19 protein-coding genes and 1 pseudogene are annotated in these 25,783 nt (G+C 72.2%); 17 read left to right on the top strand and 3 right to left on the bottom strand.

The features are described 5' to 3' along the window. The 5 genes from nusB (at nt 1) to AB0K67_RS08255 (ending at nt 4,473) form a co-directional block, all read left to right on the top strand. Complete coding sequence (gene nusB / locus AB0K67_RS08275; RefSeq protein ID WP_364054876.1) at nt 1–411, top strand: transcription antitermination factor NusB; 411 nt, start codon at nt 1–3, stop codon at nt 409–411. A gap of 196 nt (nt 412–607) precedes the next feature. Further along, complete coding sequence (locus AB0K67_RS08270) at nt 608–955, top strand: MmcQ/YjbR family DNA-binding protein (RefSeq protein WP_364054873.1); 348 nt, start codon at nt 608–610, stop codon at nt 953–955. 848 nt (nt 956–1,803) lie between these two features. Then, nucleotides 1,804–2,523 carry a methyltransferase domain-containing protein gene (locus AB0K67_RS08265; protein ID WP_364054870.1) on the top strand — a complete coding sequence of 240 codons (720 nt, stop codon included), beginning with the start codon at nt 1,804–1,806 and terminating at the stop codon, nt 2,521–2,523. A 73-nt stretch (nt 2,524–2,596) separates the two neighbouring features. Continuing rightward, entirely contained in the window at nt 2,597–3,838 is a 1,242-nt protein-coding gene (locus AB0K67_RS08260) for a DNA polymerase IV (RefSeq protein WP_364054867.1), read from the top strand. Nucleotides 3,839–4,068: 230 nt separating this feature from the next. Beyond that, a complete protein-coding gene (locus tag AB0K67_RS08255; RefSeq protein WP_364054864.1) occupies nt 4,069–4,473 on the top strand; it encodes a DUF3040 domain-containing protein in 405 nt (134 codons plus the stop codon). A gap of 441 nt (nt 4,474–4,914) precedes the next feature. Here AB0K67_RS08255 and AB0K67_RS08250 read toward each other — a convergent pair whose 3' ends face one another. The 3 genes from AB0K67_RS08250 to AB0K67_RS08240 are packed head-to-tail and all read right to left on the bottom strand — an operon-like array spanning nt 4,915 to nt 9,621. Beyond that, on the bottom strand, nt 4,915–7,347 hold the full coding sequence (locus tag AB0K67_RS08250) for a DUF3488 and transglutaminase-like domain-containing protein (protein WP_364054861.1): 2,433 nt from the start codon (nt 7,345–7,347) through the stop codon (nt 4,915–4,917). Beyond that, nucleotides 7,344–8,603 (bottom strand): DUF58 domain-containing protein, encoded by a 1,260-nt coding sequence (locus tag AB0K67_RS08245; RefSeq protein ID WP_364054858.1) that lies wholly within the window; start codon nt 8,601–8,603, stop codon nt 7,344–7,346. Before AB0K67_RS08245 ends, AB0K67_RS08250 begins: the two co-directional genes overlap by 4 nt. A gap of 40 nt (nt 8,604–8,643) precedes the next feature. Next, nucleotides 8,644–9,621 (bottom strand): MoxR family ATPase, encoded by a 978-nt coding sequence (locus AB0K67_RS08240; protein WP_364054855.1) that lies wholly within the window; start codon nt 9,619–9,621, stop codon nt 8,644–8,646. Nucleotides 9,622–10,126: 505 nt separating this feature from the next. Between AB0K67_RS08240 and mraZ the strand changes: the two genes are divergently transcribed. The 12 genes and pseudogenes from mraZ (at nt 10,127) to AB0K67_RS08180 (ending at nt 25,490) form a co-directional block, all read left to right on the top strand. Further along, nucleotides 10,127–10,558, top strand: coding sequence for a division/cell wall cluster transcriptional repressor MraZ (gene mraZ, locus AB0K67_RS08235; RefSeq protein WP_364054852.1), 432 nt, complete (start codon nt 10,127–10,129; stop codon nt 10,556–10,558). 223 nt (nt 10,559–10,781) lie between these two features. Beyond that, complete coding sequence (rsmH, locus tag AB0K67_RS08230) at nt 10,782–11,747, top strand: 16S rRNA (cytosine(1402)-N(4))-methyltransferase RsmH (RefSeq protein WP_364054849.1); 966 nt, start codon at nt 10,782–10,784, stop codon at nt 11,745–11,747. After that, the gene (locus tag AB0K67_RS08225) at nt 11,737–12,525 is read left to right on the top strand and encodes a hypothetical protein (protein ID WP_364054846.1); all 789 of its coding nucleotides are present in this window, start codon (nt 11,737–11,739) and stop codon (nt 12,523–12,525) included. The genes rsmH and AB0K67_RS08225 overlap by 11 nt, the downstream gene beginning before the upstream one ends. Further along, nucleotides 12,522–15,086, top strand: coding sequence for a penicillin-binding transpeptidase domain-containing protein (locus tag AB0K67_RS08220; protein WP_364054843.1), 2,565 nt, complete (start codon nt 12,522–12,524; stop codon nt 15,084–15,086). The genes AB0K67_RS08225 and AB0K67_RS08220 overlap by 4 nt, the downstream gene beginning before the upstream one ends. 40 nt (nt 15,087–15,126) lie before the next feature. Continuing rightward, nucleotides 15,127–16,656 (top strand): UDP-N-acetylmuramoyl-L-alanyl-D-glutamate--2,6-diaminopimelate ligase, encoded by a 1,530-nt coding sequence (locus tag AB0K67_RS08215; protein ID WP_364054840.1) that lies wholly within the window; start codon nt 15,127–15,129, stop codon nt 16,654–16,656. Next, nucleotides 16,656–17,885 (top strand): annotated as a pseudogene (gene murF, locus AB0K67_RS08210) (UDP-N-acetylmuramoyl-tripeptide--D-alanyl-D-alanine ligase); the annotation flags it as partial. The gene AB0K67_RS08215 and the pseudogene murF, both read left to right, overlap by 1 nt. A 659-nt stretch (nt 17,886–18,544) precedes the next feature. Further along, nucleotides 18,545–19,603, top strand: coding sequence for a phospho-N-acetylmuramoyl-pentapeptide-transferase (gene mraY / locus AB0K67_RS08205; RefSeq protein WP_364054837.1), 1,059 nt, complete (start codon nt 18,545–18,547; stop codon nt 19,601–19,603). Next, entirely contained in the window at nt 19,600–20,976 is a 1,377-nt protein-coding gene (murD, locus tag AB0K67_RS08200) for a UDP-N-acetylmuramoyl-L-alanine--D-glutamate ligase (protein ID WP_364054834.1), read from the top strand. Before mraY ends, murD begins: the two co-directional genes overlap by 4 nt. Beyond that, nucleotides 20,960–22,246 carry a putative lipid II flippase FtsW gene (ftsW, locus tag AB0K67_RS08195; protein WP_364054831.1) on the top strand — a complete coding sequence of 429 codons (1,287 nt, stop codon included), beginning with the start codon at nt 20,960–20,962 and terminating at the stop codon, nt 22,244–22,246. Before murD ends, ftsW begins: the two co-directional genes overlap by 17 nt. 12 nt (nt 22,247–22,258) lie before the next feature. After that, nucleotides 22,259–23,335, top strand: coding sequence for an undecaprenyldiphospho-muramoylpentapeptide beta-N-acetylglucosaminyltransferase (gene murG, locus AB0K67_RS08190; RefSeq protein WP_364054828.1), 1,077 nt, complete (start codon nt 22,259–22,261; stop codon nt 23,333–23,335). Next, on the top strand, nt 23,332–24,729 hold the full coding sequence (gene murC, locus AB0K67_RS08185; RefSeq protein WP_364054825.1) for a UDP-N-acetylmuramate--L-alanine ligase: 1,398 nt from the start codon (nt 23,332–23,334) through the stop codon (nt 24,727–24,729). The genes murG and murC overlap by 4 nt, the downstream gene beginning before the upstream one ends. A gap of 92 nt (nt 24,730–24,821) precedes the next feature. Continuing rightward, nucleotides 24,822–25,490, top strand: coding sequence for an FtsQ-type POTRA domain-containing protein (locus tag AB0K67_RS08180; protein ID WP_364054822.1), 669 nt, complete (start codon nt 24,822–24,824; stop codon nt 25,488–25,490). Nucleotides 25,491–25,783: the final 293 nt, after the last annotated feature.

Here is a 25,783-nt window from a genome sequence, read left to right as displayed (position 1 = left end):
GTGTCGGCACGCGGCAAAGCACGCAGGAGAGCGCTCGACATCCTCTTCGAGGCCGAGCTGCGCGGCGAGGATCCGCTGAAGATCCTCGCCGAGCGCGTGGAACGGAAAGAACCACCGGTCAACGAGTACACCTCGGCCATCGTCGAGGGGGTCGCCCGGCACCATGCGCGCATCGACGAACTGATCACGACGTACGCCGAGGGCTGGACACTCGACCGGATGCCCGCCGTCGACCGTAATCTGCTGCGCGGCGGCACGTACGAGCTGCTGTGGATGCCCGACGTACCCGAGGGCGTGGTCATCAGCGAATGGGTGCACCTGGCGGGGGAGCTGTCCACCGACGAATCGCCGCAGTTCGTCAACGGGCTGCTGGCGCGGTTCAAGCAACTCAAGCCAAGCCTCACCCTTTAGACACCCTTTAGGCACCCCGTTTCGGGGGACCGGAGGGGCGCGTTCGAGGTACGTTTCGAGCACGCCGGTTTCCGTACGGAGGAGGGGCGCGTCACCAGCCGCGACGCGCCCTTCTCCGCGCCGGCCCTGCTTCGCGGTGATTCCGCCCCGGCCGGCCGCCGGTTTCTTGTCGGTGGCGGTGGCTAGGGTGACCGGCATGGTGACGGAAGAGGACGTACGGCGGCTGGCCCTGGCGCTGCCCGAGGTGGCCGAGCGGACCATGTACGGCACGCCCGCCTTCTCCGTACGCGGCAAGTGGTTCGCCCGGCTGCGCGAGGAGGGCGACCTGCTGGTGCTCCCGGTTCCGTCGGAGGAGCACAAACGCGAGCTCCTGACCGCCGATCCCGCCACGTTCACCACCACGCCCCACTACGACGGCCACGCGAGCGTCCTGGTCCGGATGGGGGCGGTGGACGCGGACGAGATGGGCGAGCTCCTGGCGGAGGCCTGGCGCCTACGCGCCCCTAAACGCCTCGCGGCCACCCTGGGCCCGCCCTCTGGCTGACGCCTCCCCGGACCGGGAGGGCCGGGTGGTGCTGACCGACTTCGGCATCGCCGGGCAGGTCCCGTGCGAGGCTCCTTCGGGTGCCCGGATGACGAGCCTCGGCACGCTGGTGGCGAGCGCCGGCACGCCGCTGCGCACCGGCACGAGGGGTGAGAGGCCGCGCGGGGACCGGAACGTGTCGTGCGACTGCGTCCCCGCGAGTCCGCGCACCGCACCGGCACGAGGGGTGAGAGGCCGCGCGGGGCCCGTGGCGCCCGCGATGGGCCCGTGCCACGCACGCCTGCGCAGGCGCTTTCCACGCGCAACCGTGCCGGGCTCCCACGAGAGGCTACGCGCGGCATCCGAGAGCTGGGGACGGCGCAGATCGCCCGGGTGCTGCGCGCCGATGCGCATCCCCAGCATCCCAGAGCCACCGTGCAGGGCGTTCCCACCAGGCGCCGCTGACGGCCGTTCCCGAGCCGAGGCGGGGGACTCCTGGGCAGGCGGCGCGCACCATCCCGCGCGTCGTCGCCTTGCGCTTCCGTACCGGCGTGGGAGCGGCGAGCCGGACGGCCTCGTGTGACGGCCGCCAGGGATGCGGCCTGGCGACGGGTGGGGCGGCCGGGGGCCGGCGGTAATGGGTCTTCCTGGTGTGGAGCGGGCGCTGCCGCGTACGGCGTAGGCTGGGGCGCGTCCACGTAGAAAGCCGTCCGCGAAGTGCACGTTTCGCAGGACGCGCGTTCGCGGAACCGCGCGTTGAGCGGCGGATGCCCGGGGCGTCCGGGAGCCGCCGCAGGGGCGCCGGTCGCGGCGGAGAGGGAGGCGAGCCGAGGTTGCGGGCAGAAGGCGTCACCACGAGGACCCCGGCGGTGCGCACCGCCGTCGTCTGGGAGGCGTTGCGGTCCATGCTGGCCGAGCGCACGGCGGCCACCGGGCGGGAGTCGCTCGACATCGTCGACGCCGGCGGCGGCACCGGCGGGTTCGCCGTGCCGCTGGCCGAGCTGGGTCACTCCGTCACCGTCGTCGACCCGAGCCCCGACTCGCTGGCCGCGCTGGAGCGCCGGGCCAAGGAGCGCGGCGTGGGCGTGCGCGGCATCCAGGGCGACGCGGCCGACCTGAGCGACCTGCTCAGCCACGAGTCGGCCGACCTGGTGCTGTGCCACAGCGTGCTGGAGTACGTGGAAGACCCGACCAGCGCGCTGACCGCGGTCGCGGGGCTGCTGCGCAAGGGCGGCACGGTCAGCGTGCTGGCCGCCAACCCGGTCGCGAGCGCCATCCACCGGGCGCTGGCCGGGCAGTTCGAGGAGGCCAGGGCGGTGCTGGCCGATCCGGTCGGCACGTGGGGCGACCGCGACCCGACACCGCGCCGCTTCTCCGCGGATACGCTGGCCGAGCTGCTGGAGGCGGCCGGATTCACGGTGGGCTCCATCCACGGCGTGCGGGTCTTCGCCGACCTGGTGCCGAGCCGGCTGATCGACGGCGAGCCCGGCGCGGCGGAGTCGCTGGTCGCGCTCGAACAGGCCGCCTCGACCCATCCCGTGCTCCGCGACATCGCCACGCAGCTCCACGTGCTCGCGCACCGGGCCTGAGCCGGAGGAAAGAGAAGGGAAACGATGGCCGCTCCCCTCGGTATAGAACGTCTGTTCGGATAGAATCGGCTGCGTGTCTCGCAAGCAGATCACCGGCATCGGCCCCGCTCCGCGCACCGGGGCCGATGACAGCGGCTGCCCGATCCTCCATGTCGACATGGACGCCTTCTACGCCAGCGTCGAGCTGCTCGAGCGACCCGAGCTGAAGGGGCGTCCGGTGATCGTGGGCTCGCCCGCCGGGCGCGGCGTCGTGCTCAGCGCCACGTACGAGGCGAGGGCGTTCGGCGTGCACTCGGCGATGCCGATGAGCCGGGCGCGCCGGCTCTGCCCCCAGGCCACGATCATCCCGCCGAGCCACGGTAAGTACGCCGAGGTCTCCAAGGGCGTCATGGAGATCTTCCACGCCATCACCCCGCTGGTGGAGCCCATCGCCTCCGACGAGGCGTTCCTCGACGTGGGCGGTGCCAGGCGGCGGCTCGGCCCGCCCGCGACGGTCGCCGCCATGATCAGGGAGCAGGTGTTCGAACGCTACGGCATCACGTGTTCCGTGGGCGTGGCGAGCAGCAAATTCATCGCAAAACTCGCTTCCAAGCAGTGCAAGCCCGACGGCCTGCTGGTGGTGCCCGCCGACGAGGTGGTCGACTTCCTCCATCCGCTGCCGGTCTCGGCGCTGTGGGGCGTCGGCGAGCGCACCGAGCAGGCGCTGGTGCGCCTGGGCATCCGTACGGTCGGCGACCTCGCCAAGGTTCCGCCCGCCACCCTCCAGCGTGAGCTGGGGCAGGCGGTGGGCGGTCATCTGGCGGCCCTGGCCTGGGGGCGCGACGAACGCCCGGTGACCGCGCACGTGCCCGACAAGAGCATCGGAAACGAGGAGACGTTCGCCACCGACGTCGACGATCCCGACGTGATCAAGCGCGAGCTGCTGCGCCTGTCGGAGCGGGTCGCAGCTCGCATGCGTAAGGCCGGTCACGTGGGAAGGACAGTAAGTGTGAAGCTACGCCGAGCCGATTTCACCACGATCAGCCGGTCGCGTACGCTGCGCGAGCCGACCGACGTGGCGCAGGTGATTTACGCCACCGCCTGCGAGCTGTTCGAGGCGGCCGGGCTTCAGCGGGTGCGGCTGCGCCTGGTGGGGGTCCGGATGGAGAACCTGCGACCGGCCGGCGAGGCCACCCGCCAGCTCAGCATCGGAGAGAAGGAGACCGGGTGGCGCGAGGCGGAGCAGGCCATGGACCGGGCCATCCAGAGATTCGGTCCCGACGCGGTGCTCCCGGCGTCGCTGGTACGTGGCAAGCTTGATGAAATAGAGACATGACGTTCGATGTCAGGACTTGCTGGGGGCGTCCGTGTCAGGATTTGGGGGGAAGGGGGGCGAGATGAGCCACAATAGAGCTATGACGTCGCCTCCGGTTTGGTCTGCGTTGGACGTTTGCTTTCGCCTACGTCTACAGCCTCGTATTCTGGGGATAACCGACCGCGAGGTTCGGACACCCCGTGTCGTCCGTTGCCGTCTTCCCCGTCCTGGGGCCGTCCTTGGGAGGCGCCGTGCCGCTCTCTGAGCACGAGCAGCGCTTGCTCGACCAGATCGAGCAGGCCCTCTACGCCGAGGACCCGAAGTGGGCCAACACCGTAAGGATCAGCGACCCGCGCAGCCATTACAAGCGTCGCCTGGTCAAAGCCTCCATCGGCTTTGCGCTCGGCGTCGTCATCATGATGGTCGGCGTGGTCATCAGCGGCACCGCCCTGATCCCGCTCGGCGTCGGCGGTTTCGTGGTCATGCTCGCCGCGTGTCTGTGGGGCCTGTCCAGCTGGAAAAAGATGAATGGATTCGGCGACGGCCCCGGTGCCGGCACGGCCACCCCTCCGGGCAAGCAGGCCCGCCGGGGCAACCGAGGCACCTTCATGGAGCGCATGGAAGAGCGCTGGCGCCGTCGTCACGACGAACGCTGACCCATCCGGGCAAGCGTCGCGGCCGCCCCCGGTAGGGGACGGCCGCTGGCACGCCCACCGTCAGCCGGTACCGGCAGCTTGTCCGTGCCCCGTCCAGGCTTCACCGGGTGCCGGATCCCGTGCCCGGTTCTCTCGCGTCCTCCCAGCACCATCCCGGCCATCGTCTTCCGGCCGCCGCTCCGTTCAGGCAACGTCGAGCCTCGCACCCCGTCGCCGGCAGGAGTCCGTAGGCGTCGCTCTCGTTGAGCCGCGACACCCGCCATCGTCGGCTGCGGTCGGTCGGCGGCCACCTCGTCCAGACGGCCGCGCGCTCTTCACCGCCGTCGTCGGCTTCCTCCCGCGAGCGTCGTTTCGGGCCGGGCCGGCCGGCACAACACTCCCAGACGCGGCGCGACCGCCCAGCCCGTGAAAGCAGAGGGCTGGGCGGTCGCCTTCCGTGGGTCAGGCGCCTCGCTGGGCCGAAGTGCGGCGCAGGCGGATGGTCTCCAGCAGGTCGAACCCGTCGAGCAGCCGCTCGCCCACCTGCCGCATCCGCCGCAGCGTGGACGGCGGCAGCAGCACGGCGCGCACCCGCCGCCCGCGCGAGACGGTGGCCGCCAGCGCCAGGCGTACCCGGCGCAGCTCCTTGCCCATGGGAGCGATCCGGCCTGGATCGCGGGCGAACAGCACCCGCTCGACGCTCTGCGCGATGGCCGCCATGGCCGCCGCGGACTCGGCGTCGAACTCGTACTGCTCGGTCAGCCGCCGGGCCAGCGCGCGCGGCGTCTCGCTCGGCAGGCGGGCCATGCCGTAGTCGTACAGGACGTCGTCGAGCTCGGCCCATACGGCGGCGACGGTCGCCTGGCCGCGGCGGGTGACCATCCTGGCGGTCAGCTCGTCGGACGGCTGGGAGACCTTCCAGGTGAGGCGGCGTACCCGGCGGTTACGGGAGATCAGCCGCAGACCGGCCGGGATCAGCAGGACGAGCAGCAGCGCGCCCGCCCCGATGCCGATCTTGGCGGCCAGCGGCATCGAGTCGTCCGGCGGCGTCGTGCCGGTCGCGACCGTGCCCTCGCGGTCCAGCTCGCGGGTGTTGCGCCGGGCCTGCGGGTTCTGCGGCTCGTCGGCCTCGGAGCTGGTGGTGCCGGTCGACGGCTCGCTGGTGGAGCCGGTCGACGGCTCGGGCCTGGGCTGGGAGTACTCGGGCACCCGGGCGCTGCCCTGCCCGGCGGCGCCGGCCGGCGTCGGCTCGAACGGCAGCCAGCCCACGCCTTCGAAGTACAGCTCGGGCCAGGAGTGGGAGTCGTTGGTGCCGACCTCCCAGTGGTCGCCGACCTTGGTGCCGCCGGTGTAGCCGATCGCCACCCGCGACGGGATGCCGACCAGCCGGGCCAGCACCGCCATCGAGGCGGCGAACTGCTCGCAGTAGCCGGCCCGGGAGCGCAGCAGGAAGTCGGCGAGCGCCGAGTTGCTGTGCCCCTGCGTCTCCAGGCTGTAGATGAAGCCGCCGTCGGTGGTGAAGAACTTCTGCAGCATCACCGCGGCCTCGTACCGGGTGCGCGCCTCGGCGGTCACCTCGTCGGCGAGCTCCCTGATGCCGGGCGGCAGGTTCTCCGGCAGGGCGAGGAAGCGGTCGTCCGCCTCGGACGGCAGGCTGTCGGTCGCGTCCAGCAGGTCGGCGGTGGGCTCCGGCTCGGTGGTGCGGACCTCGTACTCGGCGCCCGCGGCCTCCTCGCGGGTGGAGAAGACCATGAGCGTGTCCACGTCGGCCCGCCAGTCGCCGTCGATGTCGATCTGCCGGGGCGGATACGGCAGCGGCAGGAACTGGAGCTTCGCGATCTCGTCGCTGATCCGGATGTTCGTCCGGACGTCCCTGATCTTCGGCCGCGGGCCGAGCCCCGGAGGGTCGGGCAGCGGGCCGTTCTCGGTCCTGTTCTGCGGCGCGCCCTTCGGCTGGGTCATGCCGAACTGCTGCCCGTCGAACGTGTCCAGAGCGTAGATCCGCAGGTAGCGCGGCCTGTTGTCGCTGTTGGAGTAGGTCAGCACCACGCGCCGCTGCGGCAGCTGGAGCTGGCCCTTGAGGTTGGCGATGGGGTTGGGGATGCTGATCGAATTGCCGGGCCCCGAGCCCCTGCCGCCCACGCCGAAGGTGAAGAACGACACCGGCTCCATCGTGGGCAGCGCCGCCGGCAGCAGCACGGCCAGCAGGATCGCCGCGAACCCGATGCGCTTGCCCGACAGCCGCAGCCCGCTGGTGTCGGCGGTGTCGCGCGGCGTCCTCTCCTGGGAGAGATTGACCGCGCGCGTACGGCGTACCAGCACCGCACGCCCCCAGTGGCCGATCCGCTCGCGCCCGTCGGAGATGAGCAGCCCGATGAAGCCGAGCGAGGCGATGATGAACGCGGGCCAGCTGATCGGGTCGGCGAGGATCGTCGCCGGCACCGTGGCGAGCGCCAGCAGCGGCAGCCCGGCCAGCGCCGCCCGGCGCAGCCGCGCGGCGAGCAGGTCCACGGCGATCGCGATGAGCGCCACGCCGCCCGCCGTCAGCAGCGTGATGCCCTCGGTGTCCGGTACGGGCGCCGCGAACCGCTGGATGTCGGCCCATCCGACGCCGAGCAGCCTGATCAGCTCCGCCACCGAGTCCTTGGTGGGCACCACCAGCGCCCACGCCTTGCCGGACGCGAACGAGACGGTCAGGAAGATCCACGCGGCCGCCAGCCCCACCAGCGGCGCCGCCCACGCGGGCAGCGACAGCCGGCTGCTCAGCAGGCCCGCCGCGACCACGGAGAGTACCGCGCCGAGCGAGGTCCAAAACCACGAACCGCCCGAGAAGAGGGGGTAGAGCAGGAAGGCGGCGGCGAAGGAGGCCGCCCCCGAGGCGATCGTCAGTCTCATGCCGCCCCTCCCGTGGGATCGAGCACGTATCTGCCGCGGTTGGCGGCGTCCGGCCAGACCGAGGCGATGGAGACGCCGGCGGGCAGGTTGACGATGCGCCAGCCGTACCCGGCCAGGATCGTCTGCACGGCCAGGTGGTTCTCCGCGGCGGTGCGGTCACCGCCCTCCCAGGAGCTCACGTCCAGCAGCACCGCCACCCCGGTGATGCTGCTGTGCCGCAGCCTGGCCAGCTCCCTGGCCTCCTCCGGCTCCATCGCGCCCAGCACGGCCACGATCAGCCCGTCGCCGCCGCCCTGGCGCAGCGCGGACACGCCCATCTCCAGGGAGCGCGCCGGGCTGTGCCTGATGACGGCGAGCGTGTCGAGCAGCGACTGGCTGCCCTGGTCGGTCAGGTGCTCGGCGCCCTGGTCGGTGACCAGCCGCAGGCCGAGGCCCTCGCGGGAGAGGTGCACGCCGATCGAGGCCGCCGCCGAGACGGCCACCTCGAACGACGAGCGCGGGCCCTCGCCGCGGTGCGCGTGCCTGCGGGTGTCGAGCAGCAGCGCGCCGCGGCTCTGCCACTGCTGTTCCTCGCGCCGCACCATCAGCTCGCCATGGCGGGCGGTCGAGCGCCAGTGCACCCGGCGCAGGTCGTCGCCCTGCCGGTATTCGCGCGGGGCCACGTCGTCGTCGCCGGCCGCCGCCACACTCCGCGTACGGCTCTCGCCGCCGCCCGCCCACTCGCCCGACAGCCGTACGTGGGGCAGCGCCACCACCTGCGGCGTCACCACGAGCGTGTCGCTGATCGTGAACGAGCGGGTCAGCTCCACCAGTCCGAACGGGTCGGCGATGCGGATCGACAGCGGCCCGATCGTGTAGCGCCCGCGCAGGTCGGAGCGCACCCGGTAGTCGATCTCCCGCACGCCCCTGGCCTCGACCCGGTCCAGCACGAACCGGGGGCGGACGCCCAGCGCGTACGGCACCGTGTCCTCGATGAGCAGCAGGCCGGTGGGCAGGCGGGTGACGTTCTCCAGCCGCAGGGTCACGGTGGCCTCGCCGCCCACCTCGGTGCGTGCCGGGTCGAGCCGGCGGGCGCAGCTCAGCCGGTAGCGGGTCCGCGCCACCACCATCGCGGCGAGCAGCGGCAGCGCCGTGATCAGGACACCGATTCTGAACAGGTCGTTCTCGCCCAGCAGCAGCGCCATGAGCAGCGCCGCGATCCCCGACGCCAGGAACGACCTGCCACGGGAGGTCAGTGCCCGCAGCCCGGCCCTCACCGCGCCCTGCCCCGCGGGCGCAGGTCCTGGATGCCCGTCATCAGGTGCCCCGCGTCTCCGGCACCGGCACCCGCCTGACCAGGTCGGCCACGACGTGCTCCGGCAGGCGGCGCTGGCCCTGGGCCTCGATGCTGGGCAGCAGGCGGTGCGCGAGCACGGGGATGGCGAGGTCCTGCAGGTCGTCGGGGATGACGTAGTCGCGGCCGGACAGCGCCGCGTGCGCCCTGGCGGCGCGCACGAGCTGCAGCGTGGACCTCGGTGAGGCGCCGAGCCGCAGGTCGGGGGAGTGGCGGGTGGCCACGACGAGGTCGATGGCGTACTTCTTGATGGCCTGGGAGACGTAGACGCCGCGTACGGCCTCGATGAGGGCGCGCACCTCGGCGGTGGTCGCGACCGGCTCCAGCTTGTCGAGCGGCGAGGTGCCGCCGTGCACGTCGAGCATCTCCAGCTCGGCGGTCGGCTCGGGGTAGCCCATCGCCACGCGGGCGGTGAAGCGGTCGCGCTGGGCCTCGGGAAGGGGGTAGGTGCCCTCCATCTCGACGGGGTTCTGGGTGGCGATCACCATGAACGGCGACTCGAGCTGGTACGTTCGCCCGTCCACCGTCACCTGGCCCTCTTCCATGCATTCCAGGAGCGCGGACTGCGTCTTGGGCGAGGCCCTGTTGATCTCGTCGCCGACGACGATGTTGGCGAACACGGGACCGGGCTTGAACTCGAACTCCCGCGTCTGCTGGTTGTACGCGCTCACCCCGGTGATGTCACTGGGCAGCAGGTCGGGGGTGAACTGCACACGGCGCACGGGACAGTCGATGGAGCGGGCCAGCGCCTTGGCGAGCATCGTCTTGCCGACGCCCGGCACGTCCTCAATCAGGAGGTGGCCTTCGGAAAGCAGGACGGTAAGGGTGAGGCGGACGGCGTCGCTCTTGCCCTCGATCACCGATTCGATGGCCTGCCGGATCCGGTGGGCGGTGGTGACCAGCTCGTCGAGCTGGGGAGGGACGTCATGGGTAACTGCCACCAGGCCTCCATGAGAAGTGCGACGGCTGTCCCGGTACGGTGCCTTTGCGGGAGCCATGCCATTCCTTTTCCATTGTTCTGTACGACCCTACGACGCTGCGGGTTCCGTAGCGACATTTGTGGATATTCAGGGAACACCGGTCATGTTCCGGTTCTTGTGGCATGGTCGTGCGAATCCCGTGACACAGCGCACTCGAAGGACCGCGGGAAGGCCCCGGCGCCGCCCTCCACCGAGCGCTCCACTTTCCTCCACTCCACGCTTCGCCCCTCCCCTGAGGGGCCTATTTGAAGGCGGTTTCAAAGCCTCGACACGCCCATGGCGGGGACCGCCGCCGCACCCCGCTCCACCCTGAGCCATGCCTCTGACCTGCGGTAACGCAAGGGAAACCAATGATGAAGACGGTTCGAATCAGTTGACGGTGGGGAGAAGTGGAGTATGGTGGTGCGCAGTGGAGGGCACGGTGCACCAGCGCTGAGCGCTTCACGAGGCACGGGAGGTGGGGCCGGTGTTCCTCGGCACCCATCAACCGCGTCTGGACGACAAGGGACGGCTGTTCCTGCCGGCTAAGTACCGTGAGGAGCTGGCGGAGGGTCTTGTGATCACCAAAGGCCAGGAGCGATGCCTCTACGTCTTTCCCGTGGAGGAGTTCCAGCGCATTACCGAGGCTCTCAGCACCGCCCCGGTCACCGCCAAGGCGGTGCGTGACTACAGCCGCGTCTTCTTCGCCAGCGCGTCCGACGAGAAACCAGACAAGCAGGGACGCATCACCATTCCACAGAGTCTCCGCACGTACGCGGGCCTGGAACGTGACTGCGTCGTCATCGGGGCCAACACCCGGCTGGAGATCTGGGACGCACAGGCTTGGGACAGCTATCTCAGTGCACAGGAGCAGGCGTTCGCCGAACTGTCCGAGGAGGTGCTGCCAGGGATTCTGTAAAAGAACCACGGTCGATCCGTCGGTGATGTCGTTCGGCGAGGTCTCCACCCGCAACCACTGTCCGTCAGCTGATGCACCTTCCCCGGTGTCAGATGGCGGGCGTCCACGAAGAGGGTGCGGATGGGGACCTGGCCGGGCGGCGCCGGTTGGGGACCCAGGAATGACCGGCGATCGATCGATGAACGCGTCATCCGCGAGCAAGGACGCGAAAGGGGGGTTGGAGATGGACGACAGCGTCGCCACGGGCGGTCACGTTCCGGTGATGCTCGACCGCGTTCTGGAGCTGCTCGGCCCCGCGCTGTCCGGCCCCGACCCCGTCGTCGTCGACGCCAACCTCGGACTCGGCGGTCACTCCGCCGCTCTGCTCGCCGCCCACCCGGCGCTCCACCTCATCGGCATCGACCGCGATCCCTACGCGATCGAACACTCCACCCGCAGGCTGAGCCCCTACGCCGACCGCATCACCCTGGTCCACGCCTCGTCCGCAGACCTGCCCGACGTGCTCGCGCGTGCCGGGCGCACCACGATCAACGGGGCGCTGTTCGACCTCGGCGTGTCATCGCCGCAGCTCGACGAGGCCGAGCGCGGGTTCGCCTATTCCTATGACGCGCCGCTCGACATGCGCATGGACACCTCCCAGGAGCTCACGGCCGAGCAGGTGGTCAACACGTACTCCGCCGCCGACCTCACCCGCATCCTGCGTGACTACGGCGAGGAGAGATTCGCTCAGCGTGTCGCGGGCCTGATCATCAGAGAACGTGCCAAAGAGGCAATAACCTCGACGAAGCGGCTCGCGGACATCGTTCGCGAGGCCATCCCCGCCGCGACCCGGCGCACCGGGGGCAACCCCGCCAAGAGGACTTTCCAGGCGCTGCGCATCGAGGTGAACGCGGAGCTGTCCGCCCTGGAGGCGGCGCTGCCCGCGGCGCTCGACGCGCTGGCGCTCGGTGGGCGAGTCGTCGTGCTCTCCTACCACTCACTCGAGGACCGGCTCACCAAGCAGGCCCTCACGGCGCGAACCAGGGACACCAGCCCCCCCGGGCTGCCCGTCCCGCTTCCGGCTCACCAGCCGAGGTTCCGCCTGCTGACGAGGGGAGCAGAGCTCCCGAGCGAAGAAGAGATCGCCCGCAACCCGCGGGCGGCCTCGGCCCGGCTACGGGCGGCAGAGAGGATCCGTGTTGACGACTGAGCAGGAGACCGGCCGGGGGGCTCCCGTCCGCCGCGCGGTGCCCAGGACGGGCGTCCGCAGGCCGGCCGTGTCGCAGCAGCCCAAGCTCCGGCCCCGTCCCGACGTGCGGGCCGAGGCGCGAGCCGACGTGCGCTCCGAAGCGGCGGGCAGGCGCTCGGCCGCCGAGCGCGCGCGCCTGGACGCGCGTGCGGGCGGCTCCACGGGCGCTGCCGCGGCGAGCGGCGCTCCCGCGCGCGGTCGTGCCAAGGCGGCTCCCGTACGCGGCAAGGCGCCCGCGCCCGAACGGACCAAGGCTCCCACGCGCGGCAGGACCGCCGCACCCGAACGCGGCAAGCCCTCCACGCGCGCCGCCGCGCCCGCCACCGCGCCTGTCACCGCGCCTGTCACTGCGCCCGCCAGTGAGCGCAGGCCCGGCGAGGCGGCCGGCGCACGCGTGCGCAAGGCGCCCGCAGCACGCCCCTCGGGCGGCCGTGGCCCCGCGCGCCGGCAGCGCACGCCGTTCGTCCTGCTCGTCGTCGGCCTGCTCTGCGGCGGCCTGGTGAGCCTGCTGCTGCTCAACACGATGCTGGCCCAGGACACGATCACCGACGCCAAGCTGCGCGAGGAGATCGCGGTGGCGCGGCGCGAGAACGAGAAGATCGACCAGGAATATCAGCTCAAGACCCAGCCGGGCAACATCGCCCGGCTGGCCGAGATGCAGGGGCAGCACCCCGACTGGGACGAGGTCAACGCCTACACCAGCGACGGACGGCCGAACCAGGCGGACACGGAACGGTGAGGGAATCAGGCGGCAGGGGGCAGGGCCCCGGCCGCGGCGCAGGCGGCGCCGGCTCTCAAGGAGGGCCCGGCGCCGCTCGTCGTACGCCGGGCGGTCCCGGAAGGACGACACGGCAGAGCGGCGGCTCGGGGCGCGGCGGGCCCTCCGGTGAAGGCCGCCCGCCGTCGCAGGAGCCGCCGCGCCGCCGTCGCGACCCCGACGACCCCCTCGACCTGCCGTTCGGGCCCGAGGCGTTCGGTCCCGCAGGCGACGCGCGGGGCCGCTCGCGCGGCGACGACCGGCCGGCCGGGCGCAGGCGTCCCCGTGACGACGATGACGCGGGCCCCCGCAGGGCTCCCCGCGACGACGAGCGGCCGAGAGGGCGCGCGGCCCAGGGCCGTGACGACGACGGCCGCCCGCGCGGGCGCGCCCCCCGCGACGAGGCCGACCGGCTGCGCGGGCGCGTGCAGGGGCGCGACGACGATCGGGGCAGGACCGCCAGGCCCGGCGGCGCCGGCAGGCCGGGTCCCGCCGGCCGTACGGGATCGGCGGCGGGCTCCAAGGCGGCCGGGCAGCCCGGCGGCAAGGCGCGCCGTCCGGGGGACGAGGAGCCCCGGGGGCGCGGCCAGGACGGCCCGCTGCGCCGCACACCGTCCGGTGCCCCCCGAGGAGCCGCGGGCGCCCCGCCGGGAGGTCCCAGAGGGGCCGCAGGCGCCCGGCAGGACGCCGCCCGGGACCGTGACGGCGCGGCGGCCAGGCGCACCCCCCACAGCGGCTCTCGCGGCGCCTCCCGTGGCGGTGACGTGCCGCCGCCCAGGGGACCGCGGCGGCCGCCGCCGCGCCCGCCGCTCGTGCTGCGGCTCGGCAACCCGCGCAGGCGCATCAACATCGGCCTGATCGGCATGACGTTCGTGCTGTCGATCTTCGCCGGCCGGCTCATCCAGATGCAGGGGCTCGACGCCAAGGTGTACGAGGCCGCGGCGGCCGAGCAGCGCGTGCAGACTGTGGCGATCCCGGCCAAGCGCGGCTCGATCACCGACGTCAAGGGCCACTACCTCGCCGTCACCCGCGAGGCGCGCGACCTGTCGATCGACCCGACGAAGGTGCCCTCGGGGAAACGCGCCGAGGTGGCGAGCGTCCTCGCCCAGCAGCTCGGCAAGAGCGAGCAGGAGATCGCCGCCAAGCTGGCCAGGACGGACACCCGCTACCAGCTGCTCGCCAGGGGCGTCGACCCGTTCGTCGCGACCCGGCTGCTGCAGGCCAAGATCCCGTCGCTGGCGGCGAAGAAGACCTACCGCAGGGACTACCCAGCGGGCGACCTCGCCGGCAGCCTCATCGGGTTCGTCGGCGACGACGGCACCGGGCTCGGCGGCATCGAGCGCGAGAAGAACGAGCTGCTGGCCGGCCGCGACGGCAAGATGCGCGTCGAGACCGGCCGCGACGGCCAGCAGATCCCGATGACCAGCAGCGAGCAGACGCCGCCTGTCGACGGCCGTGACGTGCGCCTGACCATCGACCGCGACATCCAGTGGGCGGCCCAGAAGTCCATCGCCGATCAGGTGAAGAAGTCGGGCGCCGACAGCGGCACCGTGATCGTCATGGACGTCCAGACGGCTCAGATCATCGCCATGGCCAACGCGCCCGAGCTCGACCTGAACAACTGGCGCAAGGCTCCCGAGTCGAGCTTCGTCAACAAGGCGGCCTCCGTCGTGTTCGAGCCCGGCAGCACCAACAAGGTGATCACCGCCGCGGCGGCGCTGGAGGCCAAGGTGGTGACGCCCGACACGGTCTACCGGGTGCCCGACCGGATCAAGTGCGCCGACCAGGTGCTGCGCGACGCCCACAGCCACAAGACGGAGCCGATGACGTTCCGCCAGGCCATGGCGCAGTCCAGCAACGTGGCCACGGTCATGGCGGCGCGCAAGGTCGGCAGCGAGCGGCTGCACGCCATGCTCAAGGCGTTCGGCTTCGGCAGCAGGCCAGGCGGCGGCGTGCCCGGCGCGGAGGCCGGCCTGCTGCCCGACTACAAGAAGTGGTCCGGCAGCCAGAACTGCACGGTCGCCTACGGGCAGGGCGTCTCGGTGACCGCGCTGCAGATGGCCAGCGTCTACCAGACCATCGCCAACGGCGGCGTCAAGATCGAGCCGCAGATCGTGGCCGGCACGACGGACGAGCACGGCAGGTTCGTCCCCGCTCCTCCCGGTAAGCAGACCAGGGTGGTGAGCGAGACGACGGCCAAGGAGATCACGACGATGCTGGAGAGCGCCGTGGGCGAGGAGGGCACCGGGCAGCTCGCCGCCATCGACGGATATCGCGTTGCGGGCAAGACGGGCACCGCGAACCGCTACGATGCCGAACTCGGCCGCTATGACGGCTATACGGCGTCGTTCGCCGGGTTCGCGCCGGCCGACAAACCACGCCTGGTGGTGCTGTCGGTGCTGCAGAACCCGAAGAACGGGCACTTCGGCGGGCAGCTCGCGGCCCCCGTCTTCAAGGATGTGATGACGTTCGCCATCAAGAGCAAGAAGATTCCTCCCACAGGCTCGGCCGTCTCGCCGGTGCGGGTCGGCGCGGGACAGTGACCAGGGAAGGTACGCTCTCGCCGTGCGTCCCCCGTCGTCTATGCGTCCCACGACCAGCCCGCCCCGCCCGCTGAGCGGGCTCGCGACCATGCTCGACGCCGAGTCGGGCACGTCGCGCTCGCCGCACGCCGTGCTGACCGGCGTCACCATCGACTCGCGCGAGGTCAGGCGCGGCGACCTGTACGTCGCGCTGCCCGGCAACCGCGTGCACGGCGCCGAGTTCGCCGCCGACGCGATGGCGAACGGGGCCGCGGCCGTGCTCACCGACCGCGCGGGCCGCGAGGCCGCGGTGGCCACCGGGCTGCCCGTGCTCGTCGTGTCCGACCCGCGCGCCCTGCTCGGGCAGATCTCCTCCTGGGTGTACGGCCAGCCGGCCCACGACATCCAGATACTCGGCGTGACCGGCACCAGCGGCAAGTCCACCACCACGTTCATGATCGAGGCCGGCCTGCGGGCCGCCGGTCACCGTGCGGGCCTGGTGGGCGGCGTCGAGATCCACGCCGGCGAGCTGCGCTTCCAGCCCAGGCTCACCACGCCCGAGGCGACCGACCTGCACGGCCTGTTCGCGCTCATGCGCGAGGAGGGCGTCACGGCGGCGGCCATGGAGGTCTCCAGCCACGCGCTGGCGCTCGGCAGGGTCGACGGCGTCTACTACGACGTCGCCCTGTTCACCAACCTGTCGCAGGACCACCTCGACTTCCACAAGGACTTCGAGGACTACTTCGCGACCAAGGTCAGGCTGTTCCAGCCGGAGATGAGCCGCGTCGGGGTGACCAACATCGACGACCGCTACGGCCGCGAGCTGCTGGAGCTGGCGAAGGTGCCGCTGACCACGTTCTCGGCGCTGGGCGACCCCGAGGCCGACTGGCGGGCGGTGGACACCAGGCTGGGCTCCGACGGCAGCGCGTTCCGCGTGGTGGGCCCCGGCGGGGTCGAGGCCGACGCGACCGTGGCGCTGCCCGGGCCGTACAACGTGGCCAACGCGCTCGGCGCCGTGGTGACGCTCGTCGAGGCCGGCGTGCCGCTCCAGGCGGCCGTGCACGGCATCGGCACGCTCGCCGGGGTGCCGGGACGCATGCAGCGCGTCACGGGCGCCGACGACGAGTTCCAGGCCGTCGTGGACTACTCGCACAAGCCGGGGGCCGTGGAGTCGGTGCTGCGCTCGCTGCGCTCGGTCACCGAGGGCCGCCTGACGATCGTGCTCGGCTGCGGCGGCGACCGCGACAGCGGCAAACGCCCACTCATGGGGGAAATCGCCGCGCAACTGGCCGATGTGGCAATCTTTACGAGCGACAACCCGCGATCCGAGGATCCGCTGGCCATCCTCGCCGCGATGATGGAAGGGGCGCTCCGCGTTCCCCGGCACCACCGCGCTCATGTGATCATTGAGCCCGACCGCGCGGCCGCCATCGGCCTGGCGATCGCCCGGGCCGGGCGCGGCGACGTGATCGTCGTAGCGGGCAAGGGTCACGAACAGGGCCAGTACGTCTCAGGCGAGGTGATCCCCTTCGACGACCGCGAAGTGGTCGCCGAAGCGATCGACGCACGCAAGGAAAGCAGGAAGCACTAATGATCCCGTTGCCTCTGGCCAGGATCGCCGAGATTACCTCGGGCGCCCTGTCGGGCATGGCCGATCCCCGCGCGGTGGTGCGCGGGCCCGTCGTGATCGACTCGCGGGCCGTAGAACCGGGATCCCTCTTCGTCGCCATCAAGGGCTCGCGGGCCGACGGTCACGACTTCGCCGCCCAGGCCGTACGCGACGGAGCCGTCGCCGTGCTCGCGAGCAGGCCGGTCGACGCGCCCGCGGTGATCGTCCCCGACGCCGCCGCCGCGCTCGCCGAGCTGGCCGCCGCGCAGGTGCGCACGCTCACGAAGGCGACCGTCATCGGCGTGACCGGGTCGGCGGGCAAGACCACCACCAAGGACCTGCTGGCCCGCCTCACCGGGCGGATCGGGCCGACCATCGCGCCCGTCGGCAGCTACAACAACGAGCTCGGCCACCCGCTCACCGTGCTGCGGGCCGACCTCGACACCCGCTACATGGTGCTGGAGCTGGCCGCGCGCAACATCGGCCACATCAAGGAGCTGACCCGCGTCGCGCCCCCGAAGATCGGCGTCGTGCTCAACGTCGGCACCGCCCACCTCGGCGTGTTCGGCGGCAAGGAGGCCATCGCCAAGGCCAAGGGCGAGCTGGTCGAGGCGCTGCCGCGCGACGGCGTGGCGGTGCTCAACGCCGACGACCCGCTCGTGCGCGGCATGGCCTCGCGCACCGAGGCGCGGGTGACGTACTTCGGGCAGGGCGAGCAGGCGGCGATCAGGGCCGAGAACGTCGTGGTCGACGTGCGCGGGCGGGCCTCGTTCACGCTGCGCACCCCCTCGGGCTCCGCGCACGTGTCGCTCAAGCTGATCGGCGCGCACGCCGTCGAGAACGCGCTCGCCGCCGCCGCGGCCGCCTACGAGCTGGGGCTGCCGGTGGCCACCATCGCCGAGGAGCTGTCGGCCGCCACGCCGGCCAGCCGGTGGCGGATGGAGGTCACCGACCGGCCCGACGGCGTCACCGTGGTCAACGACGCCTACAACGCCAACCCCGACTCCATGCGGGCCGCCTTCCAGGCGTTCGACGTGATCGGCCGCGGGCGGCGGCGCTTCGCGGTCATCGCGGCGCTGCGCGAGCTCGGCGAGGACAGCGGGGAGCTCAACACCGAGCTCGGCCGTCTGGCCGGCGGCGCCGGTCTCGCCGGGCTCATCGTGGCGGGTCCCGACGCCGAGCCGGTCCTGCAGGGGGCGCGCGCCGCCGCCATGGAGACGGCCGCCGCGCTGGAAGCCGCCGCCCAGGAAGCCGCCCAGACCTCCGCGCCGCCCGAGCCCGCTTCCGACCCCCAAGGTCCCGGGGCGCCCGTGTCCGGTCCTCAGGCCGCGGGTCCGCAGGGGCCCGGCGCCCCCGCCTACGGGCCGCAGGCCCCGGGCGCGCCCGTCCCGGGTCCCGGTGCCCCCGGTCCTCAGGGCGCGGTTCCGCAGGCTCCCGGTGTTCCCGGGGCTCAGGGTCCGCAGCTTCCCGGAGCGTCCGTTTCCGGCCCTCAGGGTCCGCAGCTTCCCGGGCCGCAGGCTTCCGGTGCCCCCGCCGGTGTGCCTCAGGCGCCCGGTGCGTCCGCCTCCGGGCCGCAGGGCCCCGGTGGGCCCGTTCCCGGTGTGCCCGGTGCGCCCGCGCCGGTGCAGGGGTGGCAGCCGCCCGCGGGCGGGCCGCCCATCGGACCTCCCGGCGGACCGGCGGGCGGTCCGCCCCCGGCCGTCCCCGGCGGCTTCGGCCGCCCCACGACCGTCGTGCACGTCTCCGACGCCGAGGCCGCGGCGGCGCAGCTCGCCGCGTGGCTGCGGCCAGGTGACGCGGTATTGATCAAGGGCCCGCGAGCGATGGGCCTGGAGCGAACGGCCGAGCTGGTGCTCGGAGGTGCCCCCCAGTGACCAACATCATCATCGCCGGCGCGGTTGGCCTCGTCCTCTCGATGCTGTGCACCCCGCTGGCGATCCGGCTGTTCTCGCGGCGCGGCATCGGCCAGCAGGTCCGCGAGGAGGGCGTGCAGGCGCACCTCGGCAAGCGGGGCACCCCCACCATGGGCGGCACGGTGTTCGTCCTGGCCGCCCTGCTCGCCTACGGCGCCTCACACCTGGCCACCCTGACCCCCGTCACCGTGTCGGGCATGCTGGTGCTGTTCCTGATGACGGGACTCGGCGCGGTCGGCTTCCTCGACGACTTCATCAAGATCTACAAGCAGCGCAGCCTGGGCCTGCGCAGCGGCGCCAAGGCGCTCGGCCAGCTCATTGTGGGCGCGGTCTTCGCCGTCCTGGTGGTCCGCCAGCCCAACGTGTACGGCATCACGCCCGCCGAGACCCGGCTGTCGTTCCTGCGCGACTTCGGCCCCTCGATCGGCATCGTCGGGTTCACCATCTGGGTGCTCATCATGATCGTCGGGTTCTCCAACGCGGTGAACCTCACCGACGGTCTCGACGGCCTGGCCAGCGGTGCGACCGGCACGGTGCTCGCGGCGTACGTGCTGATCGGCAACTGGCAGCTGCGCAACAACTGCATCGACCAGCTCGGCCCCAACTGCTACTGGGTGCGCGACCCGCTCGACCTGGCCGTGGTGGCCGCCGCCGTGCTCGGGGCGCTCATCGGCTTCCTGTGGTGGAACGCGCCGCCCGCCCGCATCTTCATGGGCGACACCGGCTCGCTCGCGCTGGGCGGCGTGCTGGCCGGCCTGGCCATCGCCACCCGTACCCAGCTCCTGCTGATCATCCTGGCCGGCCTGTGTGTGATCATCACGCTGTCGGTCATCATCCAGGTCGGATCCTTCAAGATGACCGGGAAACGGGTGTTCAGAATGGCGCCGTTGCAGCACCACTTCGAGCTCAAGGGCTGGGCGGAGACCACGATCGTGGTCCGCTTCTGGCTGATCGCCATGCTGTGCGCGGCGCTCGGCCTCGGGCTGTTCTACGTCGAGTGGATGCCCAGGCCATGACGTACACGTGTGTCGCCGGGCTCGGCGTGTCCGGCACCGCCGTGGCCGAGGTGCTGGCCGCGCGGGGCGAGCGGGTCGTGGTGGTCGAGGCGACGGAGGGCGAGCGGCAGCTCGCCGCGGCGGCGGAGCTCGCCCGCGTCGGCGTGGAGACCAGGTTCGGCGAGATGGCGCTGCCGGAGGGGGTGACGCGGCTGGTCACCACCGGCTGGCCGCCGCACCACCCGCTCATCGACGCCGCGCTGAAGGCCGGGGTCGAGGTCGTCGGCGAGGTCGAGCTGGCCTGGCGGCTGCGCTCCGGGCAGGCGGCGCCGTGGCTGGCGCTGACCGGCACCAACGGCAAGACCACCGCCGTGCGCATGCTCACCTCGATCCTGCTGGCCGCCGGCCGCAAGGCGCTGGCCGTGGGCAACGTGGGCGTGCCCGTGGTGCGCGCGGTGGGGGAGCCGTACGACGCGCTGGCCGTCGAGCTGTCGAGCTTCCAGCTCCACTGGTCGTCCACGCTGGCCCCGCACGCCGCCGCGGTGCTCAACGTGGCGCCCGACCACCTCGACTGGCACGGCTCCATGGAGGAGTACGCCGCCGCCAAGGGCCGGATCTTCGAGCGCGCCGGCACGGTGATCTACAACGCCGACGACCCCGAGGCCGCCAGGCTGGCCGCCCCCTACCCGGGCGCGGTCGGGTTCACGCTGCGCATCCCCAGGCGGGGCGAGATCGGCGTGGTCGAGGACCTGCTGGTGGACCGCGCGTTCGTGGCCGACCCCGTGGACGCCGCAGAAGAGCTCGCCACCCTTGACGACATCAAGCCGTTCGCGCCGCACAACGTGGCCAACGCGCTGGCCGCCGCCGCCCTGGCCCGCTCGCTCGGCGTGCCCGCCGAGGCCGTACGCCAGGGGCTGCGCGACTTCGTGCCCGACCCGCACCGGCTCGCCCACGTCGACAGGATCGGCGAGGTCGACTACGTCGACGACTCCAAGGCCACCAACCCGCACGCCGCGGCCGCGGCGCTCGCCTCCTACCGCTCGGTGGTGTGGATCGCGGGCGGCCTGCTCAAAGGCGCGGACGTGGAGGACCTGGTACGCCAGGCCGCCCCGCGGCTGCGCGCGGCGGTGCTGATCGGCGCCGACCGCGCCAGGATCGCCGAAGCCCTGGCGCGACACGCGCCGAATGTCCCCCTCGTGGACATCGCGGATCGGGACACTGGTGCGATGGACAAAGTCGTCACCGAAGCGGCCCGGCTGGCCTCGCCAGGCGACACCGTGCTGCTCTCCCCGGCGGGGGCATCCTTCGACATGTTCGCGAACTATCCGGCGCGAGGGGAGGCCTTCGCGCGTGCCGTACGCGAGCTGAGGGCGCGACGTGAGCACGAGCGCTGAGGAGCGGGTGCGGCCGGCGCGCGCCGAGGAGAGCCCGCAGAGCTTCCTGCGCGAGCAGCTGCTCGCGCTCAAGGAGCTGCTCGACAAGCCGCTGGCCACCTACTACCTGATCATCATGTGCAGCGCGCTGCTGCTCGCGCTCGGGCTGATGATGGTGCTGTCGGCCTCCAGCATCGAGGCGCTCAACAAGACCGGCAGCCCGTTCTCGTGGTTCATCAAGCAGTCGCTGTCGGCCGCGATCGGCGTGCCGCTCATGTACGTGTGCTCGCGGCTGCCGGTCAAGTTCTTCCGCTGGGCCGGCTACCCGCTGATGGCGCTGTCGATCATCGCGCTGGTCATGGTGCTGTTCGTCGGCTCGGCCGAGTGGGGCGCGCAGCGGTGGATCTACCTCGGCCCGCTGACCATCCAGCCGTCGGAGCCGGCCAAGCTCGGGCTCGCGCTGTGGGGGGCCGACCTGCTGGCCAGGCGGGCCAAGCAGGGCCGCATCGAGTGGCGGCAGATGCTGCTCCCGCTGCTGCCCGGCACCGCGATCCTGGCCGTCATGGTCATGCTGGGCAGCGACCTCGGCACCACGCTCGTACTCTTCATGATCTTTCTCGCGCTACTGTGGGTGGTGGGCGCGCCGATCAAGCTGTTCGGCGGCTTCATGGCGCTCGCGGTGCTGGCCGCCGTCATCGCGATCAAAGTGGAGCCGTACCGCACCGCGCGCATCAGCTCCTTCCTCGACCCGTGGGCCGACGCGCAGGGCGACGGCTACCAGGCCGTGCAGGGGCAGATCGCGATCGGCTCGGGCGGCTGGTTCGGCGTCGGCCTGGGCGAGAGCCGGCAGAAGTGGAGCTGGCTGCCCAACAGCGAGAGCGACTTCATCTTCGCCATCATCGGCGAGGAGCTGGGGCTCATGGGCACGCTCACCGTCGTGGCGCTGTTCGGGCTGCTGGGCTACGCGGGCCTGCGGGTGGCCATACGCGTCAACGACGCCTTCACCAGGCTCGCCGCGGCCGCCACGGTGGCGTGGGTGGTGGGTCAGGCGACCGTCAACATGGGCGCGGTGCTGGGGGTGCTGCCGATCACCGGCATCCCCCTGCCGCTGGTCTCGTACGGCGGCTCGTCACTGCTGCCCACGCTCGCGGCGCTCGGCATGCTGCTGTCGTTCGCCCGGCGCGAGCCGGGAGCGCGCGAGGCCTTGGCGGCACGTGGCCCCGGACCGGCCGCCCGGGCCCTAAGCTGGCTGGGCCTGCGGCGTACGACCAGAGGCCGAGCGACACGTTAGGGAGTGACCGAGATGAGGGTGGTCCTCGCCGGTGGGGGGACGGCCGGGCACATCGAGCCCGCGCTCGCCCTTGCGGACGCGCTGCGCCATCTTGACCAGAGCGTCGGCATCACCTGCGTGGGCACGGAACGCGGCTTGGAGACGCGGCTCGTGCCTGCGCGGGGTTACGAGCTGGAGCTGGTGCCCGCCGTGCCGCTGCCCAGGACCCTCACGCCGAGCCTGCTCACCGTGCCCGGGCGGCTCGCGGGGGCGATCAACGCCGCGGCGGGCATCCTCGACCGGGTGCAGGCCGACATCCTGGTGGGCTTCGGCGGCTACGTCGCCACGCCCGCCTACCTCGCGGCCAAGCGGCGCGGCCTGCCGATCGTCGTCCACGAGGCCAACCCGCGTCCCGGGCTGGCCAACCGGCTGGGCGCCCGGCTGACCGAGCACGTCTTCACCGGCTTCCCCGACTCCGCGCTGCCCAAGGCCGAGTTCGTCGGCACGCCGCTGCGCCGCGAGATCACCACGCTCGACCGGCTGTCCATGGGCGACAAGGCGCGCTCGTGGTTCGGCCTTGAGAACGACCGGCCGACGCTGCTGGTGTTCGGCGGCTCGCAGGGCGCCAGGTCGATCAACCAGGCCGCGCTGGCCGCCGCGCCCGCGCTGCGCAGGGCCGGGGTGCAGGTGCTCCACGTGCTGGGCCCGAAGAACACCGTCGATCACGAGCCGCCGCCCGGCGACCCGCAGTACGTCCTGCTGCCCTACGTCGACCGCATGGACCTCGCCTACGCCGCCGCCGACGTCGCCCTGTGCCGCAGCGGCGCGCTGACCTGCGCCGAGCTGACCGCGGTGGGACTGCCCGCCGCGTACGTGCCGCTGCCCCACGGCAACGGCGAGCAGCGCATCAACGCCGAGCGCATCGTCGCGGGCGGCGGCGGGCTGCTGGTCGACGACGCCGAGCTGTCCGCCGAATGGATCATTCAGAACGTGCTGCCCATGCTCCACGACCCCGAGCGGGTCGCCGTCATGTCGGAGGCCGCCTCCAGGCTGGGGAGCAAGGACGCCGATATCATGCTCGCCAGGAAAGTGTTGGAGATAGCCCGATGAGTCTCGTGAAGCTGGTCGATCCCGTCGCCGTCGAAGATCTTGGGCGCGTGCACTTCATCGGCATCGGCGGCGCGGGCATGTCGGGCATCGCCCGCATCCTGCTCAAGCGCGGCGTACGCGTGACCGGCAGCGACGCGCGCAGCTCCGAGCTGATCACCGAGCTGCGCGAGCTGGGCGCCACGGTCCACATCGGGCACGCCGCCTCCCACATCCGAGACGTCGACACCGTCGTGGTCTCCACGGCCATCCGCGACTCCAACCCCGAGCTGGGCGAGGCGCTCAAGCAGGGGCTGCGGATCATCCCGCGGGCCGCCGCGCTGGCCTCCGTCATGGCCGGGCGCACCGGCGTCGCCATCGCCGGCACCCACGGCAAGACCACGACCACCTCCATGCTCACCGTGGCGCTGCAGAAGTGCGGCGCCGACCCGTCCTACTGCGTGGGCGGCCAGCTCGTCACCACCGGGCTCGGCGCCGACGACGGTCAGGGGCGGGTGTTCGTGGCCGAGGCCGACGAGAGCGACGGCTCGTTCCTCATGCTCGCGCCCGACATCGCCGTGGTCACCAACGTCGAGGCCGACCACCTCGACAACTACGGCGACCCGCGGGCCGTGCACGACAGCTTCGCGAGGTTCGCCGAGCGGGTCGGCTCGCTGCTCATCTGCTGCGCCGACGACCCCGGGGCGGCCGGGCTGGCGCGCCGCGCCACCGAGCGCGGCCTGCGGGTCAAGACCTACGGCGTGCGCGGCGACGACTACCGCGTGGGCGAGGTGCGGCCCGACGGGTTCGGCACGGTGTTCTCCATCGAGGGCAGGGGAGAGGTCAGGCTGGCCGTTCCCGGGGCTCACAACGCGCTCAACGCCACGGCGGTGATCGCCGTGGCCGATGAGCTCGGGATGCCGTTCGAGGAGATCAGAGACGGCCTGGGGGCCTTCACCGGGGCCAAGCGCCGCTTCGAGGCCAAGGGCGAGGCCGGGGGCGTGGCGGTCTTCGACAGCTACGCCCACCACCCGACCGAGCTGGCCGCCGACCTGCGCGCCGCCCGCGACGTGGTGGCCTCCTACTCCGGCACCGGCCGGGTCATCGCGATCTTCCAGCCGCACCTGTACTCGCGCACCCGGTTCTTCGCCGACGAGTTCGGCGCCGCGCTGGGGCTCGCCGACGAGGTCATCGTGCTCGACGTCTACGGCGCCAGGGAGGACCCGGAGCCGGGGGTGTCCGGCGCCATGGTGGCCGGGCGGGTGCCGCTGCCGCCCGAGCGGGTGGTGTACGCGCCCGACAGGTCGGCCGTGCCGGCGCTGGTGGCCGAGCGGGCGCGGCCCGGCGACATCGTGCTGACGATGGGCGCGGGCGACGTCACCGAGCTGGGGCCGCAGATCGTCGCCCGCCTGTCCTGAGCGAGGCGCGCTCTTGGGCGTGGCGCGCGGGCTTCAGGCCGCCGTCGGCGTAGGTTCGGTGCCGACATGAGCCGCATGCTGGGGGGAGGGCGATGAAGGCGCGTACGGCGTTCCTGGTGCTGTTGACGGCGGGCGTGGTGGGCATCACCGCGTGGCTGGTGTTCTTCTCGCCTGTGCTGGGGGTGCGCTCGATCGAGATCGTGGGAAATCTCACAGTGCCGAGCGAGCGCATCAAACAGCAGGCGGGCGTGCCCGAGCTGCATCCCCTCGCCACCGTCGACCTCGCCGGCGTCGAAAGCCGCGTCCTCGGCATCCGGCAGCTCGCCTCCGCCAAGGTGGACCGGGTCTGGCCCGGCACGCTCAAGATCGAGGTGGTCGAGCGCGAGCCGGTCGCCGCGATCGAGACCGGCGGCAAGGTGGCGGTCGTCGACGGCGAGGGCGTGGTGATCGAGGTCAAACCGACGCTGCCGCCCCTGCTGCCCGTGCTCAAGGTCGACCGCCCGGTGCCCGGCGATCCGGTCATGACGGCCGCGCTCAAGGCCGTCCAGGCCGTTCCGCCCGAGGTGGCGGGCAAGGTCAGGCGGGTGCGCGCGGGCACGGCCGAGGGGATCACGCTGGAGCTGTCCGACGGGCGTACGGTCCTGTGGGGCGGCTCCGACCGTCCCGAGGAGAAGGGCCGCATCCTGGCCTCGCTGCTCAAACGGGAACGATCCGCCACCTTCTACGACGTCAGCTCTCCGGACGTGGTGACGCTGAAGTGATCGTGATCGTCAGGGTCCGGCAAGTCAGCGGCAAGCAGATCGCCGAGCCTGTACGAGCCGGGGCCCGGAACATGAGAGCCTGTAAGCCGGACTTTCGGCAGAGGAGGCGCGCCATCTGGCGCGGCGGCGGAGCGAAACGGACAGCGCGCGACACGCCGGACGTGCTTGCGGCGCGGTTAGTTGACCGGCCCGGAGCGTAACTCCTACTGTCCGTATCAATCATCAGGTTGACATAAATCTAAATCTCAACCTGAGGTTGAGAGTTACCTGAAGTGACAAAAAAGCGGAGACAA

Origin of the sequence: Nonomuraea sp. NPDC052634, assembly GCF_040678535.1 — a bacterium.
GTDB classification, from domain to species: Bacteria; Actinomycetota; Actinomycetes; order Streptosporangiales; family Streptosporangiaceae; genus Nonomuraea; species Nonomuraea fastidiosa.
Note: the sequence above shows the minus strand (reverse complement) of the source record. Positions and strands in the feature narration are given on the sequence as shown.

Bases quoted from the DNA above. Each gene is read 5' to 3' on its own strand.
- AB0K67_RS08270 (WP_364054873.1), top strand. From the start codon at position 608: ATGGTGACGGAAGAGGACGTACGGCGGCTGGCCCTGGCGCTGCCCGAG.
- AB0K67_RS08250 (WP_364054861.1), bottom strand. From the start codon at position 7,347: ATGAGACTGACGATCGCCTCGGGGGCGGCCTCCTTCGCCGCCGCCTTC.
- rsmH (WP_364054849.1), top strand. From the start codon at position 10,782: ATGGACGACAGCGTCGCCACGGGCGGTCACGTTCCGGTGATGCTCGAC.
- AB0K67_RS08180 (WP_364054822.1), top strand. From the start codon at position 24,822: ATGAAGGCGCGTACGGCGTTCCTGGTGCTGTTGACGGCGGGCGTGGTG.
- murC (WP_364054825.1), top strand. From the start codon at position 23,332: ATGAGTCTCGTGAAGCTGGTCGATCCCGTCGCCGTCGAAGATCTTGGG.
- murD (WP_364054834.1), top strand. From the start codon at position 19,600: ATGACGTACACGTGTGTCGCCGGGCTCGGCGTGTCCGGCACCGCCGTG.
- murG (WP_364054828.1), top strand. From the start codon at position 22,259: ATGAGGGTGGTCCTCGCCGGTGGGGGGACGGCCGGGCACATCGAGCCC.
- AB0K67_RS08215 (WP_364054840.1), top strand. From the start codon at position 15,127: ATGCGTCCCACGACCAGCCCGCCCCGCCCGCTGAGCGGGCTCGCGACC.